The sequence below is a fragment of the Winogradskyella sp. SM1960 genome, assembly GCF_020179375.1.
In the GTDB taxonomy this organism is placed as follows: domain Bacteria; phylum Bacteroidota; class Bacteroidia; order Flavobacteriales; family Flavobacteriaceae; genus Winogradskyella; species Winogradskyella marina.
Window position 1 is genome coordinate 446,452 of sequence record NZ_JAICBG010000002.1, and the last position, 20,753, is coordinate 467,204.

Annotated in this window: 14 protein-coding genes; 13 read left to right on the plus strand and 1 reads right to left on the minus strand. The window is 34.3% G+C overall.

All coding sequences use genetic code 11. The features are described from left to right. Positions 1–9 precede the first annotated feature (9 nt). The 5 genes from K1X16_RS07915 to K1X16_RS07935 all read left to right on the plus strand — a co-directional run bounded on the left by K1X16_RS07915 (position 10) and on the right by K1X16_RS07935 (position 5,066). Positions 10–492 carry a DUF305 domain-containing protein gene (locus K1X16_RS07915; protein ID WP_027879803.1) on the plus strand — a complete coding sequence of 161 codons (483 nt, stop codon included), beginning with the start codon at positions 10–12 and terminating at the stop codon, positions 490–492. Beyond that, the gene (locus tag K1X16_RS07920) at positions 482–2,260 is read left to right on the plus strand and encodes an efflux RND transporter periplasmic adaptor subunit (protein ID WP_225035689.1); all 1,779 of its coding nucleotides are present in this window, start codon (positions 482–484) and stop codon (positions 2,258–2,260) included. Before K1X16_RS07915 ends, K1X16_RS07920 begins: the two co-directional genes overlap by 11 nt. Positions 2,261–2,313: 53 nt before the next feature. After that, positions 2,314–2,754, plus strand: a complete 441-nt coding sequence (locus K1X16_RS07925; RefSeq protein WP_225035690.1) for a heavy-metal-associated domain-containing protein — start codon at positions 2,314–2,316, stop codon at positions 2,752–2,754. 1,104 nt (positions 2,755–3,858) lie between these two features. Then, the gene (locus K1X16_RS07930) at positions 3,859–4,299 is read left to right on the plus strand and encodes a DUF6943 family protein (protein ID WP_225035691.1); all 441 of its coding nucleotides are present in this window, start codon (positions 3,859–3,861) and stop codon (positions 4,297–4,299) included. Between the two features lie 125 nt (positions 4,300–4,424). Next, positions 4,425–5,066 (plus strand): DUF6266 family protein, encoded by a 642-nt coding sequence (locus tag K1X16_RS07935; protein WP_195872691.1) that lies wholly within the window; start codon positions 4,425–4,427, stop codon positions 5,064–5,066. Positions 5,067–5,500: 434 nt separating this feature from the next. Here the strand turns inward: K1X16_RS07935 and K1X16_RS07940 are convergent, their stop codons facing one another. Continuing rightward, complete coding sequence (locus K1X16_RS07940) at positions 5,501–7,594, minus strand: amino acid carrier protein (protein WP_225035692.1); 2,094 nt, start codon at positions 7,592–7,594, stop codon at positions 5,501–5,503. 296 nt (positions 7,595–7,890) lie between these two features. Between K1X16_RS07940 and K1X16_RS07945 the strand changes: the two genes are divergently transcribed. The 8 genes from K1X16_RS07945 to K1X16_RS07980 all read left to right on the plus strand — a co-directional run bounded on the left by K1X16_RS07945 (position 7,891) and on the right by K1X16_RS07980 (position 20,577). Continuing rightward, positions 7,891–9,525, plus strand: a complete 1,635-nt coding sequence (locus K1X16_RS07945; RefSeq protein WP_225035693.1) for a tetratricopeptide repeat protein — start codon at positions 7,891–7,893, stop codon at positions 9,523–9,525. Positions 9,526–9,636: 111 nt separating this feature from the next. Continuing rightward, positions 9,637–11,964 (plus strand): VPS10 domain-containing protein, encoded by a 2,328-nt coding sequence (locus K1X16_RS07950; RefSeq protein ID WP_225035694.1) that lies wholly within the window; start codon positions 9,637–9,639, stop codon positions 11,962–11,964. Positions 11,965–12,199: 235 nt separating this feature from the next. Continuing rightward, a complete protein-coding gene (locus tag K1X16_RS07955; RefSeq protein ID WP_225035695.1) occupies positions 12,200–12,415 on the plus strand; it encodes a hypothetical protein in 216 nt (71 codons plus the stop codon). Positions 12,416–12,808: 393 nt separating this feature from the next. Beyond that, on the plus strand, positions 12,809–14,125 hold the full coding sequence (gene nhaA, locus K1X16_RS07960; RefSeq protein ID WP_225035696.1) for a Na+/H+ antiporter NhaA: 1,317 nt from the start codon (positions 12,809–12,811) through the stop codon (positions 14,123–14,125). A gap of 167 nt (positions 14,126–14,292) precedes the next feature. Further along, a complete protein-coding gene (locus tag K1X16_RS07965) occupies positions 14,293–14,775 on the plus strand; it encodes a GbsR/MarR family transcriptional regulator (protein WP_195871730.1) in 483 nt (160 codons plus the stop codon). 13 nt (positions 14,776–14,788) lie between these two features. Continuing rightward, a complete protein-coding gene (locus tag K1X16_RS07970; protein WP_225035697.1) occupies positions 14,789–15,931 on the plus strand; it encodes an efflux RND transporter periplasmic adaptor subunit in 1,143 nt (380 codons plus the stop codon). A gap of 80 nt (positions 15,932–16,011) precedes the next feature. Then, a complete protein-coding gene (locus K1X16_RS07975; RefSeq protein WP_195871732.1) occupies positions 16,012–19,143 on the plus strand; it encodes an efflux RND transporter permease subunit in 3,132 nt (1,043 codons plus the stop codon). A gap of 24 nt (positions 19,144–19,167) precedes the next feature. Next, positions 19,168–20,577, plus strand: coding sequence for an efflux transporter outer membrane subunit (locus K1X16_RS07980; RefSeq protein ID WP_195871733.1), 1,410 nt, complete (start codon positions 19,168–19,170; stop codon positions 20,575–20,577). Positions 20,578–20,753 lie beyond the last annotated feature (176 nt).

Sequence of the window (20,753 nt, forward strand, 5' to 3'; positions counted from 1 at the left end):
CAAATAATTATGGAAAATTCAAAAAAACACTCAAACAAAGGAAATTACAAAACCTTCTTTATAATGTTGGCTTGCTCATTTGTAGCAATGTACATCACAATGTATTTAAACACCTATTCCATAGACCACGTATGGTTTAGTTTAACACGATTCTATATGACGTGTTTAGGAATTTCAACAATGGCAGTAATAATGTGGTTTTTTATGCGAAAAATGTATAATGATAAAAAGAAGAATATCGCAATACTCGCAAGTAGTTTCATTCTGTTTGTAGGTGCATTAGGGTTGGTGAGAACACAAGCACCAATTATTGGTGATGTCCTTTGGATGAAAGCAATGATACCACATCATTCTATCGCTATTTTAACAAGTGAAAGAGCAGATATTCAAGACCCAGAAGTTAAAAAATTAGCAGAAGACATTATAAAAGCACAACGTAAAGAAATAGAAGAAATGAAAGCAATGATAAAACGATTAGAGAATGAAAAATAATAAAATAGTCATATATATTGGCATACTCGTAGTAGGTGTGTTATTGGGTTGGTTGCTTTTTGGTGGCTCATCAAATGAAGAAATAGACCATAATCACGATGCGGTTGCAGCAACCAATCAAATGTGGACGTGTTCTATGCATCCACAGATTATGCAACCAGAGCCAGGCGACTGCCCCATTTGTGGTATGGATTTAATTCCTGCGGAAAGCGGAAGTGATGGCTTAATGGCAGACCAATTTAAACTAACAGAAAATGCTATGGCTTTATCTAATATTCAAACATCTATTGTTGGTAAAGACAATGTTGAAGGCAATACTATCAAATTATCTGGTAAAATTGCTGAAAACGAAGAAGCTAATGCAGTACAGGTAAGTTATTTCGCTGGAAGAATTGAACGATTGAATGTGAGTTTTACAGGCGAAGAAGTTCGTAAAGGTCAGTTATTGGCAACCATTTATTCGCCAGAACTCTATGCAGCACAACAAGAATTAATCACAGCAGCTTCTTTAAAAGAATCTCAACCTGCTTTATACAAAGCAGTCCGTAATAAATTGAAATTATGGAAACTCTCTGAAAATCAAATCAACCAGATTGAAGAAACAGGAAAAGTAAAAGAAAACTTTCCTGTTTATGCAACCGTTTCGGGTACTGTTACAGAAAAATTGGTAGAGCAAGGCGATTACATCAAACAAGGACAACCCTTATTAAAAATTGCCAATCTCAACACAGTTTGGGGAAACTTTGATGTGTATGAAAATCAGATTGACCGCTTTAAAAAAGGACAGGAAGTGATGATAACAACCAATGCTTATCCTAATAAAGAGTTTAAAGGTAAAGTTGATTTCATTGACCCAGTTTTAAACACGAAAACAAGAACTGTAACCTTACGTGTTGTTTTAAGCAATAAGGACGATGTATTTAAACCAGGAATGTTTGTAACCGCAAATATTGAAGGCAGTACAGCTAAAAATGATGAAGTATTATCAATTCCTGCATCTTCTGTATTATGGACAGGTGAACGTTCTGTGGTGTACCTTAAAACAAATCCAGACCAACCTATTTTTGAAATGGTTGAAATTAAATTAGGCAATCAAATTGGTAATGAATATGAAGTTGTAGAAGGTTTATTTGTTGGAAATGAAATAGTGACTAACGGAACATTTACGGTTGATGCAGCAGCACAATTACAAGGCAAAAAGTCTATGATGAATAAAGATGGTGGTAAAGTAATGACTGGACACGAAGGTCATTTAGGTATGGATAACAATGCATCTAACAAAGAAAGTGACCACACTAATATGAATGAGCGTTTGGAAGTATCAGAGAAATTTCAACAACAGTTAAATAGTGTTTACAATGCGTATATCAATTTAAAAGATGCTTTAGTAAAAGAAGATTCAATAAGTACTTCAGCAAACGCAACAACTTTATTAAATAAATTGAACAAAGTAGATATGAAATTGTTGTCAGATAATAAGGCGCATAACCATTGGATGTCATTAGAAGGCGAAATAAAATCTTCTGCAACTTCAATTTCTGAAACGTCCGATATAAAATCACAAAGAGACCATTTTAAACATTTATCATCACATCTAATCAATGCTGTACAACTATTTGGTATCAATGAAAAGGTCTATGTAGAATTTTGCCCAATGGCAGATAACAACAATGGTGCATATTGGTTGAGTAAAGAAGAAAAAGTAATCAATCCATACTTTGGCGAAGCAATGCTAACCTGTGGAGAAGTAAAACAAGTCATAGAATAATTAAACAATAATCAAACCTCGATTATCGAGTAATAACAATTAAATTTTTAAAAATGAAAAGAGTAATTTTAAGTGTAGCTGTAATAGCAGCATTAGGTTTAACAAGTTGTAAAAACGAAACCAAAAAAGAAACAGAAACCACAACTACTGAAATGTCAAAAGATATGGCAATGACAGACCTGTCTTTTGGTGTAAGAGGAAATTGCGGAATGTGTAAAAACACTATCGAAAAAGCAGCTAACGGTGTTGAAGGTGTTGCAAGTGCTAATTGGGATGTCGATAAAAAGAAGATTGATGTGTCTTTTGATGATACAAAAACCGATGCAATGGCAATCCATAAAGCAATCGCAGCTTCAGGATATGATACCGAAAAAGTAGCAGGTGATGAAGAAGCATATGATGGTTTACCAGGTTGTTGTAAATACGACCACGAAATGATGATGAATCAATCTGGTGAAATGAAAAGTGATGACCATTCAAATCACGACCATTAAGCAATAATGAAAGAGTCTTTTTCGGAAGGCTCTTTTTTATTCCCCACAACCCAAAACCCAGTTTTTTCGTACCTCAAAATCCTCTGTCTTTTGTGTTGTTCCGCGCGCCAATGCCTAATTGGTTTTATGTCATAATACTTGTATCTAAAGCTATAATGGCACATTGCTTGTTTTATTTAAACGTCGTTATTTTATAAAATTGGTACAATAAAAAAGCAAAGAGTCATTGCCAACGCTCAAAACAACTATTCCGCCACAAAACCAATCCCAAGCTATGTTACATAATAGAAGTTATAGGAGCAAAAATCCTTTCAATGGTTGCCTATGGCGTGTTATTATATTTTCGTCGCTATAACTGCTATTATGTAAAATATCCGCTTACCCTACGCTCACATTGGAATATAAAACCACATTTGGCACTATATTGAATCAGTAGTAATTTAAAGTAGGTTAGTATATTAGTTATCTCATTCATCTGCACAAAACCATCGTTAAGTCCAAGTATTCCTTACCTCAAGTCTTTGTTTGTTTCATTTCGTTAACAAATATTAAAGACCACTTTTCCCCACCACCCAAGTCAGCGGTTATAAAAAAATAGGTTTATAATATTTAGTATTACGCCATAGCACATTACTTTTTATCGTGCCTCAAAAAAGCAATAAGCTATTGTCTAAAAGTCCTGTATAAGTAGCTTGTTTAAATGCTGTTTTATCAAACAACTATTTAAAACGCTACCCATACAAACGCTTCATCCAACGCTCAATAACAAAATGCAACCTATTTTTTTAAGTGTTAAATCCCCAGAAAAGTTAAAAGCATTTGAAACAAGACTAAAACAATTTGAAATATTAAAATAAAAAAAGAAAGCAAATATATGTGGCTACCTCTGCCAGCCGCACAAGGCTATAAAGGTCAAGCCCTACGGGTTTTGAATAAAACTTTTTTCAATACCCTTTTCTTTTAATTAAACATTTTTAACTCAAAAAACTTTTACCCAAAAACCTTGACAGCCTTACCCACGCCACAAGTACTATGGCTATCTTTTTTCTTTTCAAAAAAAATAATGGCGCGAAGCGTAGCGAAGCAATTTTAAATTGGATAGCTATGTCAACTTTTGAACTAAAAACACACCAAATCGGAAGAACTTACTCAAACCCTCATTTTTTCATACTCAACAAAGGTCTAAACAGCGGAAAACCCTTAACAAATCCTTGTCCTAATTGTTTTGTAGTCACAACTTCAACCGAAGAAGAAAAAAACACGCTTTTTCACATATCTATGATGTTGCAAATAGGCGGTTTTTATGCTTACTATTTAAAAGGTAGTGTTATTCCGTTTATCTCAATAGATGATTGTAGAAATATGCTTAAAAAAACTTATTCATCAATGTTAAATGAAAACCCTCAATTACAAAAGCATATTAGGATAGTTTCAGCAATTAATAAAAAGGAAGCAGAACTGAACAGTATCATTTCAAAAATGGCAGATTTAAAAGTGTCATATATTCAAAATGTATTTTCTAAAATGCAAAAGGAAGCAATCTAAAGCAACAAAATCCATATCTAAAGAGTTGCATAATACTTGACTTATATTTCAGCGGAAGGTACAACTTCGTGTTAAGTCCGTACCAAGTCCGAAGAAAATTATGTTTCATTTAAATTATTTATGTTATGGGTAAAATTGCTCAAGGTATTTTAGGAGGTCTTTCAGGTAAAGTTGGAAACGTTATCGGTGGAAGTTGGAAAGGAATTGATTACATTAGAATTAAACCTTCAAGTGTAGCCAATCCAAGAACTGTTGGTCAAGTAAACCAAAGAACCAAGTTTACTGCCACTTTAGAATTTTTACAGGCTGTAAAGCCTTTTATTAAGTTAGGCTATAAAGGGTTAGCTGTTAAGAAAACAGAATTTAATGCTGCGATGTCGTATGTGTTGAATAATGCGATTACGGGAACTGAACCTAACTTTGTAGTTGACTATCCAAATGCTTTAGTAAGTCGTGGAGGTTTATCTGGTGTGCTAAACCCAACGTCTGATTTAGCAACTGCTGGAGAAGTAACTTTTGGTTGGGATGATAACTCTGCCGAAGGTAACGCAAATACTACTGACAAAGCAATGTTGATGGTTTATAATCCATCAAAAAAGGAATCTATTTCTTTACTTGATGGTGCGGACAGAACAGTAGGTTCTCAAATTGTTCCAATCCCAACAACTTATGCAGGAGATACAGTAGAGCTATTTATGGCTTTTATTACTGCTGATGGTAGTCAAGTATCAAACAGTATTTATTTAGGCTCTGGTACAGCTAATTAATGCTTGGTGTTTTTATTTGGAAACCGCTCTAATCGAGCGGTTTTTTTTATGCTATATTTGTTGCTCTATTTATTAATAGTTGTTACTAATCTTCTCTTTTTATATGTTTTTTGTATGCTATTTGTTGCCCAAATGCAGTAGTACCAATGGATATAGGGTTAGTTAAATATTGTATTGGGAAGTAATAAAAGAAAACATTCGCAAAAAAAATCAAGTTACTGCTGTATAGATAGTGACTAAAGTTGGTTTAAACTCTAGTCATTTACAAGTAGCAAAAGTGAGTTTTGAAATAAAAGAAATTATAACCAACACTAATATTTTATACAAATCATTACTTCATATTACTGCGAGTATAGCGGTGACTCCGTTGAATCAACTCTAAAAACGGTATAACAACTTATAACATTGAACTTGCGAGCGGATAGGATGAAGATTTAATCTTTAGCCTTAATAAATTTCTTGTTGATATATAACTCTCCTCTCTTAAGTTTTCTTAAGTAAGCATTCATATCTGCATATATCTCAGGAGCTAAAATATATAACCCTGCAATGTTTGGAAATGACATTGCCAAAATCATCATGTCGGCAAAACTTAGTACGGCACCTAAACTTACAGAAGCCCCTAATACCACAAATCCCAAATACATAAACTTGTATATTAACTCCCCTTTTTTACTGCGTCCAAACAAGTAGGTCCATGAACGCATTCCGTAATAGGACCAAGATACCATTGTAGAGAAGGCGAATAAAAACACAGCAATTGCTAGAACTATTGGGAACCAAGAAATCACGCTTCCAAAAGCTGAAGACGTAAGTTCTACGCCGCCCATTTCTAAATTACCTTCGTGTTTACCAGTAAAAATTAAAACCAAAGCTGTCATGGTACAAACCACCATAGTGTCTATAAACGGTTCTACGATGGAAGTAAATCCATCGGCAATAGGATGATTTGTTTTCGCAGGACTATGGGCTATAGCGGCAGATCCCACACCTGCCTCACTAGAAAATGCGGCACGTTGTAAACCTATAATTAGCACCCCTATAAAGCCACCTTTAAGCGCATCGGCAGAGAAGGCTCCATCAAAAATGGCTAAAAAAGCACCTCCAAGCCCTTCAATATTAGTTCCGATAACCACCAAACAGCCCATAATATATAAGATCGCCATTATAGGTACCACTTTTGCAGTAAACTTAGCGATACTTTTAATACCTCCAATAATTACGATGCCGACCAGTACTGCAAAGCCAATTCCGAACCAAAAGCCTTGGCCTTGAAGAAATGGTACTTGTTCAGAAACTATTTTAAAAGCCTGGTTTGATTGCAACATATTTCCACCGCCAAAGGAGGCACCTATACCTAAGAACGCAAAGAAAGCTGCAAGAAATTTTCCTAATCGTTTATAATTTCGTTTTTCAAGACCGTGTCGTAAGTAATTCATTGGGCCACCAAAAACCCGTCCATCGGCATCTATAACGCGATACTTAACACCCATGGCGCATTCGGCGAACTTTAAAGACATTCCAAAGAAACCAGCCATAAACATCCAAAATGTTGCACCAGCTCCACCTAAAGAAATAGCTACAGCAACACCTGCAATATTTCCTAAACCAACTGTGGCAGATACGGCAGTAGCCATCGCTTGAAAATGGGTAATACTTCCTGGAGCGTTAGGATCATTAAACTTTCCTCTTGCCAAATCAATAGAATGGCGAAAACCTCGAATATTAATAAACTTCAGGCGAATTGTAAAAAAAATACTACCAAGTATTAACCAAATCACTATAAAAGGTATGGTATTGGTTACAACATCACCATTAGGGTGTAATAAAGGCTGCTTTTTCTTAAAATCAACCCTTCCAAGTTTAAGTTCTTGGGCAGTCGATGCTTTTGAAGATGGTTTTATCAGTGTGCCTTCGGTAACATTGTGATGTAGCTTTCCGGCGTATTTTGTTAGTAAAATAGTTTCTTCTCCATCAATTTCAATACGTGCAATCTGTTGGTTTGGTTTTACCTGCTCTCCTTCAGCTACTAACCATTTTTTAAGCAAGTAGTTTTCGTGTTCAATAGTAGTATTTGGTGGCATTATGTCTTCATGAGCAATATAAACCACAGGGTCGTATACACCGATGGAGGCGAAAGGATCCCAGAATAGTATAGCTCCTAAAAAATCAACCGCGGGTTGCACATTACTATTAAAAAATTCAACGATGGATGTCGCTGGTACATTAAAAGATTTTGATAGAGAATTTCCATCAGCGTCAGTTACCGTTACCGAATGTTCTATTCCTTCTACTAATCCTATAGAACGTTCAGAAATTAAAGGCGTATTTTGATTGCTCCATTTATACTGATAAGGAGGTGTGCCTCCCTCAACTTTTAGTTGAGCCGTTCCGTTATTGATTTCGGAAGAAGGATTGTCTAATTCGAGACTGATTGTTAATTCTGTAGAGGTATTTGTGTAATTTTGAGCCTTAGAGCTCGTTATTAGAAAAAATGAAAGGAAAATAAAAAATAGTGTTCTTATCATCAATTTTTAGCTTTGATTAACGTTAGAATGTAGGGTTTTTGCAATTTAGCGATAAAGAGAAGTTTACCCAAGTTATTATAAATATTTTCTTAAAATAGTCACAAGTAATTATAGCTTTATTACAGTTTGTTCTTGTAATATTTTTAACTTTTAATAATCAAAATAGAAAAACAGATGACATGCTTTCCAGTGAAATTTGCAAGGAGGATAACCTGTTTGTATAGAGTCTACTATGTTTTTTATAAAAGTGTTCTTCAAATTTTAGTTACATTTAGCCTTAAAAAGGCTATGGTTTAATGCGTGAAACATCACATTTATTCATCAAATGTATTGCTTTATTGATAGCAATAAATATTTATTCTCAAGCTGACACTCCTAAATCTTTAGATGATCAGATTGATGAAGGTATTGCGCTTATGTTTCAAAAAAAACACTCGAAATCAATTGAGTTATTAATCAATGCCGAAGCAATAGCTAAAAAAAATGACTGGTATGAGCAGGCTTTTAGGTCAACCCTAAATATTGGTTCAAATTATTATTTATTGTCCGATTTTGGCGAAGCAGTTTTGTATTACTTGCAAGCCTATGATATAGCGATTGAACATTTAGATTCTCGTCAAGAAATGACAGTGCTCAATAACATTGGTATACTCTATTTTCAAGAAGAAGATTTATTACAGGCTAAGAATTATTTCTTCAAAGCTTACCAAAAAGCAAAAGGTATTGGAGATGAGATTAAAGTAGGCTATTATGCCGTAAATCTTGCTTTGGTATCTAATAAAATGAAAGCACCAGATTCTGCTCAAACCTATATAGAAGAAGCGTTACCACTATTGAAGAAGCAGCCAAACGTCTTGCTACAAGGAAAAATGGCGCAGTCTGAAATGCTTCTATTGAAAAAGCAATATGCTAAATCTGAAGACATCGCTCTCAAATTATTGCCTAAGTTTCAAGATGTATCCCAAGTAGAGAATAGAGTTTTTATTCTATTGGTTTTGGCTGAAATCAAAGAAGGTCAAAATCGTTTAGATAAAGCGCTACAGTATGGTATAGAAGCCAGAAATACGCAAGCAGGCATTGAGAATCGGGAAGAAGTTTATGGTTATCTTTCTAATTTATATGGTAAAATGGGACTGCTGGAAAAGGCTTTGATTTATAAAGACTCTGTAATTATTGCATCAGACTCGCTAACCACTATTAGAAACCGAAGGTTATTTGAAACTGAAAAAGTAAAGTTTCAAATTCAAAATTATCAGCATGAACTTTCTGAAAGTAAAGAAATCTTAAGGCAAGAGCGCCGTTTCTTTTATGGCATAATCGGAATTACGGTGCTAAGTATGGGTTTTATTTTGTGGATTTTTAGGAGTAACTCAATAAAGCATAGACAACGGAAAACCATCGTTGAATTAGAGTTAGCTAAAGAGAAAAGTGATTACTTGCTTATAGAAAAACAATTACGAGAGCAAGAAACGCTGGCTCTATTAGAACAAGAACGTTTTAAAAATGAATTAGAGGCTAAAAATAGAAAACTGACTGCTAAAGCTTTGTATTTATCGAGTAAGAATGATTTAATTGAAGAGGTCGTACAATCTTTATCTAAAAACACTGAAATCTCAGAAAATCCAGAATTAAAGAAACAAATAAGAGAATTAAAAAAACACCTTAAAACCGATACGCAATGGGATAGTTTTTTTACGCACTTTGAGGAAATTAATCAGGGGTTTTTAGATCGGCTTAGGAGTAAACATGAAAAACTGACGCCGAGTGATATTCGGTATATCACTTATTTATACATGAATTTATCAAATAAAGAAATTTCATCGCTTTTAAACATTACGCCACAATCTTGTAGGAAGCGTAAAGAGCGTCTTTCTAGTAAGTTAAATATCCCTGACGAGACTACAATTCATGATTATTTATCAATGATATAATGGCGATGTCACGCTAAAAGAATAGAGGTGTCACGAAATGTCACGCTTAAAATACAATCAAAAATCCGTCTAGTATCTATATTTATCACCCTAATCCAAAATAAAGATATTATGAAAAAAAGAACTACGTTATTATTTTACCTCCTAGGGGTTATGATGTCGTTACACGTCAACGCTCAAATAGAATTTGAAGGAGCAGAAGCTTATGGGCAATTATTTGATGTTACTTATAGTGAGACACAAGAAGACGTTATTTACGCACGTACATTGACAAACCATATTGTAACTTCTTTAAATGGAGGAGATACTTGGGATATTTTATATTCAGATCCTATGGACAATTATGCAACATTAAAAGATTTAAGACTCATGAATAATGGGACCACCTTAAGTTTTAATGTTAGTGCGGAAGGGACTACTTATAATAAAATTGTATTATTTGACTTAGCTACAGCGTCTGTGATTAAAACATTTTCTCCACCTAACTATTTTGAATTTGATATTTTAATAGAGTCGTATGATATTTCAGATGCTAATAACGATGTGGCTTTATTGCATACAACATATACGTTATCTACTACTTATACTCACGAGGTGTTTTATACCTCTGATGGTGGAGATAATTGGTATTCTATTTATTATAGTCCAACTAATTATAACGTTGCTATTAATAATGTAAGTATCTCTCCAGAAGACGACGACAAACTATTCTTAATGCGTGGTGGTTCTACATCTAGAGAATTAGGAGGAGTCTTTGTGTCTACTGATGCTGGGCAAACTTGGGAGAATAAGATACCAGGCAATACTTATGACGCTATAGCATTTAATCCAGATAATGCAGAGGATATCTTATTAGGAACAAGCTATGGATATGATACTCATGTAGAAAATTTATACCGTTCTTTAGATGGTGGAGATACTTGGGCTATTGTGCCTATAACATGGACAGACATGTCTACAGATCATATTAATAAAATTGAATTTAATCCTAACAACTCTAATGAAATCATAGTATTGGAAGAAAATGAAATGGTTGTCTCTTCTGATAATGGAACTACGTGGCAAAACTATGTTTATACCACAATAGATCCGGAGGCATATTACTACGGATTAACCGCATCGTATAACCCATTTACGGCTGATGAACTATTAATTACAACAAACTTTTACCCATTCCTAACTACAGATGGAGGGGTAACACTTACTAAGTTAGAAAATCCTTTTATAAACTCTACAGGGATTATCTCAACTTTCTCATCAGATGACGAAAAGCATATCTATTACGGGATGCGTGCAGGCTATATGCATAAGGATTTTCAAAACAATACCGAAGAAGGGCATTATCTTCAATCTTTGGCTCAAGGGTTTGGATCAGCAGTGAAAGTGTTTGCGGATCCTGTTGTTCCTGGACGTGTTTTTACAAGTAATAGAGCGTTAAACACATCTTATATTAATGTGAGTTCTGAGCATGGATTAGATCCGAAATTAATAGCGAGTTCTATGTTTTTCTTAATTCTTGAAGATGTATCTACGTCTATTGCTAATCCAAATATAAGCTGGATATCTACAGGTTTGGAGGTGCACAAAGTGGATTTGACGGATATGGATAATATTATTGATGAGAATATTGCTGTTCCTGAATTGGGAGAGGTTATTACAGCTGTACAAGTAGATAGTGACGCTGTAACTACTATCTTTATTGCGCAAGGCATTAATTTTTATAAATCTACAGATGATGGTGCGACTTGGACTGTAAGTAATGCTGGGTTAGAAGGTTTAACGCTTGAGGATCAATTAATTTTAGATATTGAACAAAACCCTTTAAATGCTAACCAACTAATGCTGTCAGCAACTAATGGTATCTATTTATCTGAAAACAAAGGAGATTCTTGGACGTTTATTTCTTCAGAATTTACTAATGACGTTGCCTTTTCATCAGTTACAGAGAATACCATCGTTGGAGTTACACACTACTCTGATGGGTATAATTTTCCTCTACCTGTTGCAAAAGCAAAAATTATTGTAAGTACAGACTTAGGTGAAACATGGACCGAAATATCACCTGAAATGTTAGAGTATCCATTTACGGAGTCTTCGGCATTTGTCTTTACGGAGGATGAAATTAGTGTTTATTTAGGTGTTCATGATTTAGGTTTAATACAATATACTATTGATATGTCAACGTTGTCAATTCGTTCTGAAATAGTATATAATGACACTATTAAATTTTACCCTAATCCAACCAGAAATAGTTTTTCCGTGAAAAGTGACGCTAACTTAAGTGCTGTTACTATTTATAATTTAGCAGGTCAAAAAGTTAAAACAATTAATCATCCTAATGGTGAAATTAATGTTAATGAATTAGCATCAGGAGTGTATATGGTAAAAGTACAAACCTCCAATGGTACATTGACTAAACGCTTAATAAAGTCTAATTAATAGCCTTGATTTTTTAATATAATTAATAGCGCTTTAGTTCTTGTTAAATTAAGAACTGAAATTTATTTAAAGCCCATTTTATATCCTATAAAATGGGCTTCTTTTTTTGTGTAATTCTAGCTTCGAAAAGTCTTTGTATTCATGTGCTCAAAACGACTACTTTTGGTTAAGCATATTAGAAATTGGTTTATAGGTAAGCAATTATGAGATTATTATAAGGATTTACCGACAGATAATGGTCTTTATAACCCAAGATATCTTCCTTTTTATCTTTTGGCTACAATGTAAAAACCGCGTAATTCAGTCGGCTGGAATTAGTATGCAACACGTTGCCGATTATGTAGAATTAGCGATGTATGGACTAGGAAGTCAGCTGCTAATCCCATTTATAAAGACTACAGATTTACACTATTTAATGCTTGAAGGCGCAGAAGTAGAGAACGTGTTTTAATAACATAGTGATCTTTTTAGTGTTTTGAATTTTATAGTATTACTAACTTTATTTTGCTGGAACACGTATTAGATATTCTCTGAAACCAATTATAAACAATTGGATTTAAATTGCTGTATCGGGAAGTAAATTAACATATTATATGTTTTCAAAACTCATAATTTAATAGTTGAGGTATAGATCAAAGTAGATTAACAATGCAACCTTCATCGTTCTTCATTTTGTAGCGACTTTCTTTTATTGGGTAGTTACTGTTTTTTTTTGATCTATATTTTGAGTAGAATATGTTATTTTGGAAAATAATGTCATTAAAAACTATCAATTCTAAAATAACAGCAAATTTGTTATTACTGATTGCTTATATTTGAGGTAACCGTTTTTTTTAGATGCCACATGATAAAGGAAGTATTTCTTACACCATTTCAAAAATTTGTTAAAGTTGAAGGGCTTGGAGGTATCTTATTATTACTTGCCACCATTTTAGCTTTAGCATGGGCAAACTCGCCTTATGGTGATTTGTATAATGAAATATGGCAATACGATATAGGTATTGCAACAGAAACATTTGAGTTTAAAAAACCATTAATTCTTTGGATTAATGATGGTCTTATGGCCATATTCTTTTTCTTAATTGGTTTAGAAATAAAACGCGAACTGATGATTGGTGAACTCAATACACCCAAGAAAATAGCGTTTCCTTTGGTTGGTGCTTTAGGAGGTATGATTATTCCTGTTGCTTTTTTTCTAACTATTAATCAAAATCCTGATACAACGCATGGCTGGGGAATCCCAATGGCTACAGATATTGCATTTTCATTAGCAATACTCAATGTTTTAGGTAAACGTGTGCCGTTAAGTCTTAAGGTGTTTTTAACCGCATTTGCCATTGTTGACGATATTGGTGCTGTCTTGGTTATTGCTATTTTTTATAGCGGAACCATTAATATCACTTTGCTTTTAATAGCAATAGGCTTACTTCTTATAGGTTACTTAATGTCATATAAAGGGTACTACTCAAGGTTTTTAACCTTTTTTATGGGTATTATTATTTGGTTTCTATTCTTAAAGTCTGGCATCCATCCAACGGTAGCAGGAATTATGCTTGCATTTGTTGTTCCAATTAGGCAAAAGGTTGATAACACGACTTTTATAGATCATTTAGAAGAGGTTTTTAACGACCTTAAAAAAGCGAGTAATTTAAAAAAACCTATTTTATCGTCTGAACAAATCCATCTTATTGACGATCTTAATGATTGGAGCCATAGGTTTCAGTCTCCCCTGCAACATTTAGAACATAATCTACATGGTTGGGTCGCTTATATTATCATTCCCATATTTGCGTTTGCCAATGCAGGTGTCAATGTTACGGGATCGAGCCATATAGATATGGCATTAGCCATAAATATTATTATCTGTTTAGTTTTAGGCAAAGGTATTGGTGTGTCTTTAATCGTATTCTTAGCAAAGAAAATAAAGCTTATAGATGTGCCAAATGATATTAGTTTTAAACAAATTATAGGTGTTTCGTTTTTGGCAGGTATAGGGTTTACTATGGCTATTTTTATTGCTAGTTTAGCCTTTGAGTCCTCATTAGAGTATGTTGATTCTGCTAAAATAGGCATCCTTATAGGGTCACTCATTTCTGCGGTTATTGGCTTTACTATTTTACGGATGAGCGCCTCTGAAACTGTTTCTCCAGATTCCGATTAACACGGTTTTACGTATTTAAATTAATGAGGGTTAGAATGGTGAATATCCGATCTAACCCTCTTTTACTTTCCTATGATTTATATTTAACAAACAGTTAACTTTTATTAGTTCAGTACAAAACGAACTAACTATATATTTGCAGCGTTAATCTTTAAAATATTTTAAATATGGAATTAACTCAGCAAAAGAAGCAGCTGGTAGAAGAGGTCGGTCTTGTTATAGAGGAGCGCGCCAATCTATCGCCTTTAGCTTCCCGAATTTACGCCCTACTTATTTTGTCGTCGAATGATGGCTTAAGTTTTGAGGCTATTGTATGTACAATGCAGGCTAGTAAAAGTTCAGTTTCTAATAATATTAATGTACTTCTGCAGCTACATTATGTAGATTACTATACAAAGCCTGGCGATAGAAAACGCTATTTCCGAACGTCTCATTTCTATATTAAAAACACTTTAGAGCAGCAAGTTCATTTAATTGAAAAGGAACTTAGTGTTGTTCAAAAAATAAATGACTTTAATAAGAATCATAATCCAGAAAAGTTTAAAAATGAAAAATCTCTTGGTTTGCTATTTGAAGAACATTTAGAGGACCAATGCGCAAATATACATCAGAAATTAAAAGCTATTGAAGCTTTCCAAAATCAAGCCTAAACCATTACACCCTATGAAAACGATAACTAAAAACATTTTACCACTTTTATTACTTTTTATAATCACTTCCTGTAGTGACGAAAAAGGATCACAACAACCAGCATCTGCACAACCAAGAGCTATGGCATTACCTGTTATAGAAGTGCCGAGTAGAACAGTAACTACGTTTACGACATTTCCTACTCGAATAGAAGGTATTGTAAACAGTGAAGTAAGAGCTAAAATATCTGGCTATATAACAGAAGTTTTAGTAGACGAAGGACAAAAAGTTCGTAAAGGACAGACCTTATTTAAGCTCGAAACTCAAGCCATGAACCAAGATGCTGCTGCTGCTAAAGCTAACGTTAATGCGGCACAAGTTGAGGTTGATAAATTAGGACCATTGGTTGAGAAAAACATCATCAGTTCTGTACAATTAGAAACTGCAAAAGCAAAGTTACAACAAGCAAAAAGCGGTTATAACAGTATTGTTTCAAACATAGGTTACGGAACAATTAAGAGTCCTGTGGATGGTTATGTGGGAGAAATTCGTTTAAGAAAAGGATCTTTGGTGAGCCCGAATAATCAAAACCCAATAACAACGGTTTCAGACATTAGCAAGGTATATGCTTATTTTTCAATGAATGAAAGCGCGTATCTCGATTTTATTCAGAATGCTAAAGGGAGTACAAAAGAAGAGAAAATTAATCAGCTTCCAGAAGTAACGTTATTATTAGCCAATGGTAGCGAATATGGGACTAAAGGAAAGATTGAAACCATCAACTCGCAAGTTAATAAACAAACAGGAACCATTTCTTTTAGGGCACAATTTAATAATGAGAGTGGCATTCTTAATAATGGAAATAGCGGTACTATTAAAGTACCAACAGTTTTTGAAGATGTTTTAGTAGTACCACAAACGACAACTTTTGAAAATCAAAACAGTCAATTTGTTTATACCGTAAAAAAAGATTCGAGTGACGCTGCAGTTGCTATCGCAAAAGCCATTAACATTAAAGGCAAGACGGCAAACTTATACATTATTGAATCTGGATTAGAACAAGGTGAAAGTATCATCGCCAATGGTATTGGAAAATTAAGAGACGGTATGGCAATTCAACCTGAAGTTTCAGATTTTGATAGTGTTGCACAGCCTATAAAAAGTGAATTTCAATAACACTTAACCTATACACTTATCATATAAATTGAATCTACTGTTCTATATATAGCATAGTAAGCATTAAATAGTAAATCATCATGTTAAAAACATTTATAACGAGACCTGTACTGTCTACAGTCATCTCAATTATCATTGTTATATTGGGTATATTGGGATTAAAATCCCTGTCGGTAACTCAATATCCAGATATTGCACCACCTACCATTCAAGTTTCGGCTAATTATCCTGGAGCGACTGCAGGTACGGTTTTAGAAAGTGTGATTATCCCTATTGAAGAACAAATAAATGGAGTAGAAGGGATGACGTACTTAACGTCAACCGCAACCAATTCTGGCTCTGCTAATATTACAGTTTATTTTGATCAGGATGTCGATCCCGATATCGCCGCAGTAAACGTACAAAACCGTGTAGCACGTGCTAATCCGTTATTGCCAGCTGCAGTAAGACAAACAGGAGTTTTAACGCAGAAACAACAGACTAGTGCCTTAATGTTTATTAGTTTTTTTAGTACTAATGAGGCATATAACGATACCTATATTCAGAATTATTTAAAAATTAATGCGGTTCCTGCGTTTCAACGTGTTAATGGAGTTGGAAATGTATCCGTTTTTGGTGCTAAAGATTACGCGATGCGTATATGGATTACACCTGAAAAATTAGCTGCCTACGGTTTAGCACCTTCAGATATTTCAGCTGCTATAAATGAACAAAGTCAGGAAGTTGCGGCAGGAACCTTGGGCGAAAATAATGGTGAAGCATTTTCCTATGTAATAACCTATGATGGTAGATATAAAAATCAAGAACAGTATGAAAATATCATTCTAAAATCATTAGGAAACGGTGAGTTTTTACGATTAAAAGATGTAGCTAAAATAGAGTTAGATGCCCAATCCTATGCTGCAAGTGCGAATACTAACGGTAATCCGAGTGTGGCTATAGGTGTGTTTCAAACCAAAGGGTCAGATGCACAGGCTATTATTGAAGAGGTTAAAGCAGAGTTAGAAGAGTTAGCTGAAGGTTTTCCAGAAGGGATTGACTATTTAATTCCGTATGATACCAATGCGTTTTTAAATGCTTCGGTTGAGAAAGTAACACACACTTTAATAGAAGCTTTTATTTTGGTGTTTATTGTTGTTTTTATCTTCTTACAAGACTTTAGATCAACTTTAATACCTGCAATTGCGGTTCCCGTTTCTATTATTGGAACGTTTTTCTTCCTAAATCTATTTGGTTATTCTATAAACCTATTAACGCTTTTTGCATTAATACTAGCTATTGGAATTGTGGTAGATGATGCCATTGTAGTGGTTGAAGCTGTACATGCAAAAATAGATGAAGGGGCAAAAGATGTACAAAAAGCAACTATAACAGCCATGAGTGAAATCTCTGGTGCTATTGTATCTATTACCTTAGTTATGGCTGCAGTTTTTGTGCCTGTAACTTTTGTAACGGGTCCGACAGGTGTATTTTACGAGCAATTTGGTGTCACCTTAATTGTAGCGATTATTATTTCTGCGGTTAACGCTTTGACTTTAAGTCCGGCGTTATGTGCCATATTTTTAAAACCACATTCCGACGAAGAAAAGAAGCGTACACTATTGCAACGTTTTTACAATGCGTTTAATGTTGGTTTTAGTGCTATGACCCAAAAATATGGACAATCTATTGGGTTTTTATACAAACATAAATGGATAAACGTGGTTATACTTTTAGCTGCTATTGCAGGTATATGGTATGCGTCTTCTACGACACCAACAGGTTTTGTGCCAGATGAAGACAGAGGATTAATATTTGCGAATATTGAATTGCCACCAGGAGCATCTGTAGATAGAACGGCAGCTGTAAATGCTAGTTTACGAGGAAAAATAGCAGGAATAGAAGGTGTTGAAGGCGTCACTCTAATTAGCGGTAGAAGTTTAATCAGTGGTGCTGGTAATAACTATGGTTTAGGGTTTGTTAAATTGAAAGATTGGAGTGAGCGTACTACAGAAGAAACCTCTGTTAAAGCTATTATAGGAAAGTTATTTGCTATGGCTTCTACTGTTCCAGAAGCAAATATTATTTTCTTTTCACCACCGAGTATTCCAGGTTTTGGTAATGCAGCAGGTGTTGAAGTTAACTTATTGGACCGTTCCGGTGGTGATTTTGCATCGTTAGATAAGGTAAACCAAGAGTTTATAAGGACGTTGAGCCAACGACCAGAATTTCAGTATGCCAACTCATCATTCAGTACGAAATATCCACAATACAAAATGGATATTAATGTACCATTAGCAAAAGAATACGGTGTAAATATCAATAGTATTTTTAATACTATGCAAGGTTATATAGGAAGTATTTATGCTGCGGATTTTTCAAGATTTGGAAAACAGTTTAGAGTTTACATCCAAGCGATGCCAGAAGATAGAACCGATAAACAAGATTTAAGCAATTTATATGTAAAAACGGGTTCAGGAGACATGGCACCGGTTACACAGTTTGTATCTTTAGAACGAGACTTTGGACCACAATCTGTAACGCGTTTCAACCTGTTCAATTCAACATCTATTACAGGTGCATTAAATGAGGGTTACAGTACAGGAGATGGTATTGCAGCCGTGGAAGAAGTGGCAACATCCTTGCCAAGTAATTATTCTACAGCGTACTCAGGATTAACACGTGAAGAGTTAGCAGCAGGCAACCAAACGACGACTATTTTAATTTTAGTTATTGTGTTTGTGTACTTCCTTTTAGCCGCACAATACGAAAGTTATTTTATTCCGTTTGCTGTTTTATTCTCATTACCATTAGGCATATTTGGTGCATTTATCACAACAAAATTAGCTGGATTAGAAAACAATATTTATTTCCAGATTGCCCTAATTATGTTAATTGGGTTGTTGGCAAAGAATGCCATTCTTATTGTGGAATTTGCAATACAAAGACGACAACAAGGAGAAACTATTTTTAATGCTGCAGTAGATGGTGCAAAAGCACGATTACGACCAATTTTAATGACTTCCTTAGCCTTTATATTTGGATTAATGCCATTGGTGTTAGCAACAGGAGTGGGTTCTGAAGGAAACAGAGCCATTGGTACAGGTGCTGTTGGAGGTCTATTGATAGGAACTATTTTAGGTGTTTTTATTATTCCAATTCTGTATATATTCTTTCAGTATTTACATGAGAAAGTGAGTAAAAAACCAATAACAGCAGTAGAGGAAGCCTAATTTTTCAATTTGAAATTAAACAAGATGAACAAATCAATTATAATAAAATTCAGTTTAGTTGTTGTTACTATGTTAACCTTGCAATCGTGTTTTGTAGCAAAGGACTATGTACAACCAGAATTGGAGCTGAATATAGACGAAGCAAAATTTAGAACTGATAACATAACACAGGATAGTCTCACCTTTGCCGATGTGTCTTGGAAAACGTTGTTTACAGATCCAATTCTAACACAGTATATTGAAAAGGGTTTAGAGAATAATATCGATATTCGTGTGGCACTGCAGCAAATTATAGCGTCTGAAGCCTATTTTAAGCAAGGAAAAGCAGGGTATTACCCAACCCTTTCTGCCAATGCGCAATACACGCATCAAGAGGTTTCAGAAAACAGTCAGTTTGGTACTGCCTTTGGCGGTTCTTTAGACCAATATCAATTAAATGGTGCCTTATCTTGGGAAGCCGATATTTGGGGGAAAATTAGATCTAACAAGCGTGCCTTTAACGCGAGTTATTTACAAACTATTGCAGCACACAAAGCTGTAAAAACGCGCTTAATTGCTAATATTGCTTCAGTTTACTACCAGTTGTTGGCCGTAGATGAACAAATTACAATTACAGAACAAACTATTGAAACAAGAATTAATAGTTTAGAAACTTCTAAAGCCCTTAAAGAGGCAGGAAATGTAACAGAAGTGAGTGTTAAACAAACCGAAGCACAGTTATACACAGCCCAAGCTATTTTAGTAGATTTAAAACAGCAATCGCATTTGTTAGAAAACACATTGTCTATTTTATTAGGTGACATGCCAAAGGATATAGAGCGTTCTACTTTAGCAGAACAAGTTGTACGTACGGATTTAACACTAGGTGTACCATCTCAGTTATTGAGTAACAGACCTGATGTTATCGCCGCAGAATATAATTTAAGACAAGCTTTTGAATTAACAAATGTTGCACGTAGTAATTTTTATCCATCCTTAACCTTGTCTGCTAGTAGAGGATTTCAAAGCTTAGAATTAGATGAATTGTTTAGTGCCAGTTCATTATTCGCGAATATTATTGGAGGTGTTGCTCAACCAGTTTTTAACGGAAGAAAAATTAAAACACAATACGAAGTTTCAAAAGCAAACCAGGAGCAAGCACGTTTGCAGTTTGTGGAATCGTTATTAGTGGCTTCAAAGGAAGTGTCTGATGCTATGTTTGCGTATAATACGGCTTTAGAAAAAATTGAAATTAAACAAAATGAGTATGATGCCTATGCTTTAGCAACTGAATATTCACAAGAATTATTGAACAATGGTTTAGCCAATTATCTCGAAGTTCTAAGAGCAGAGGAAAATGCATTAAATTCTAGTTTGGGATTGATTACTGCAAAAAATAATCAACTTCAATCCATTGTAGATTTGTACCAAGCCCTTGGTGGTGGATGGAAGTAAATTTTGAAAACCAAAATATTATTTGTGACATGTGATCGTCGTTTTATACAAGATTAATTACTGATTTTAAGAAAAATTTAAAAACGAAAACTAAAATAATTCGGAAGTTTAGTGATGTTGATGTATATTCACCGATTAAATTTAGTTACAATAATTTGATATTTCTTTTTAAACAT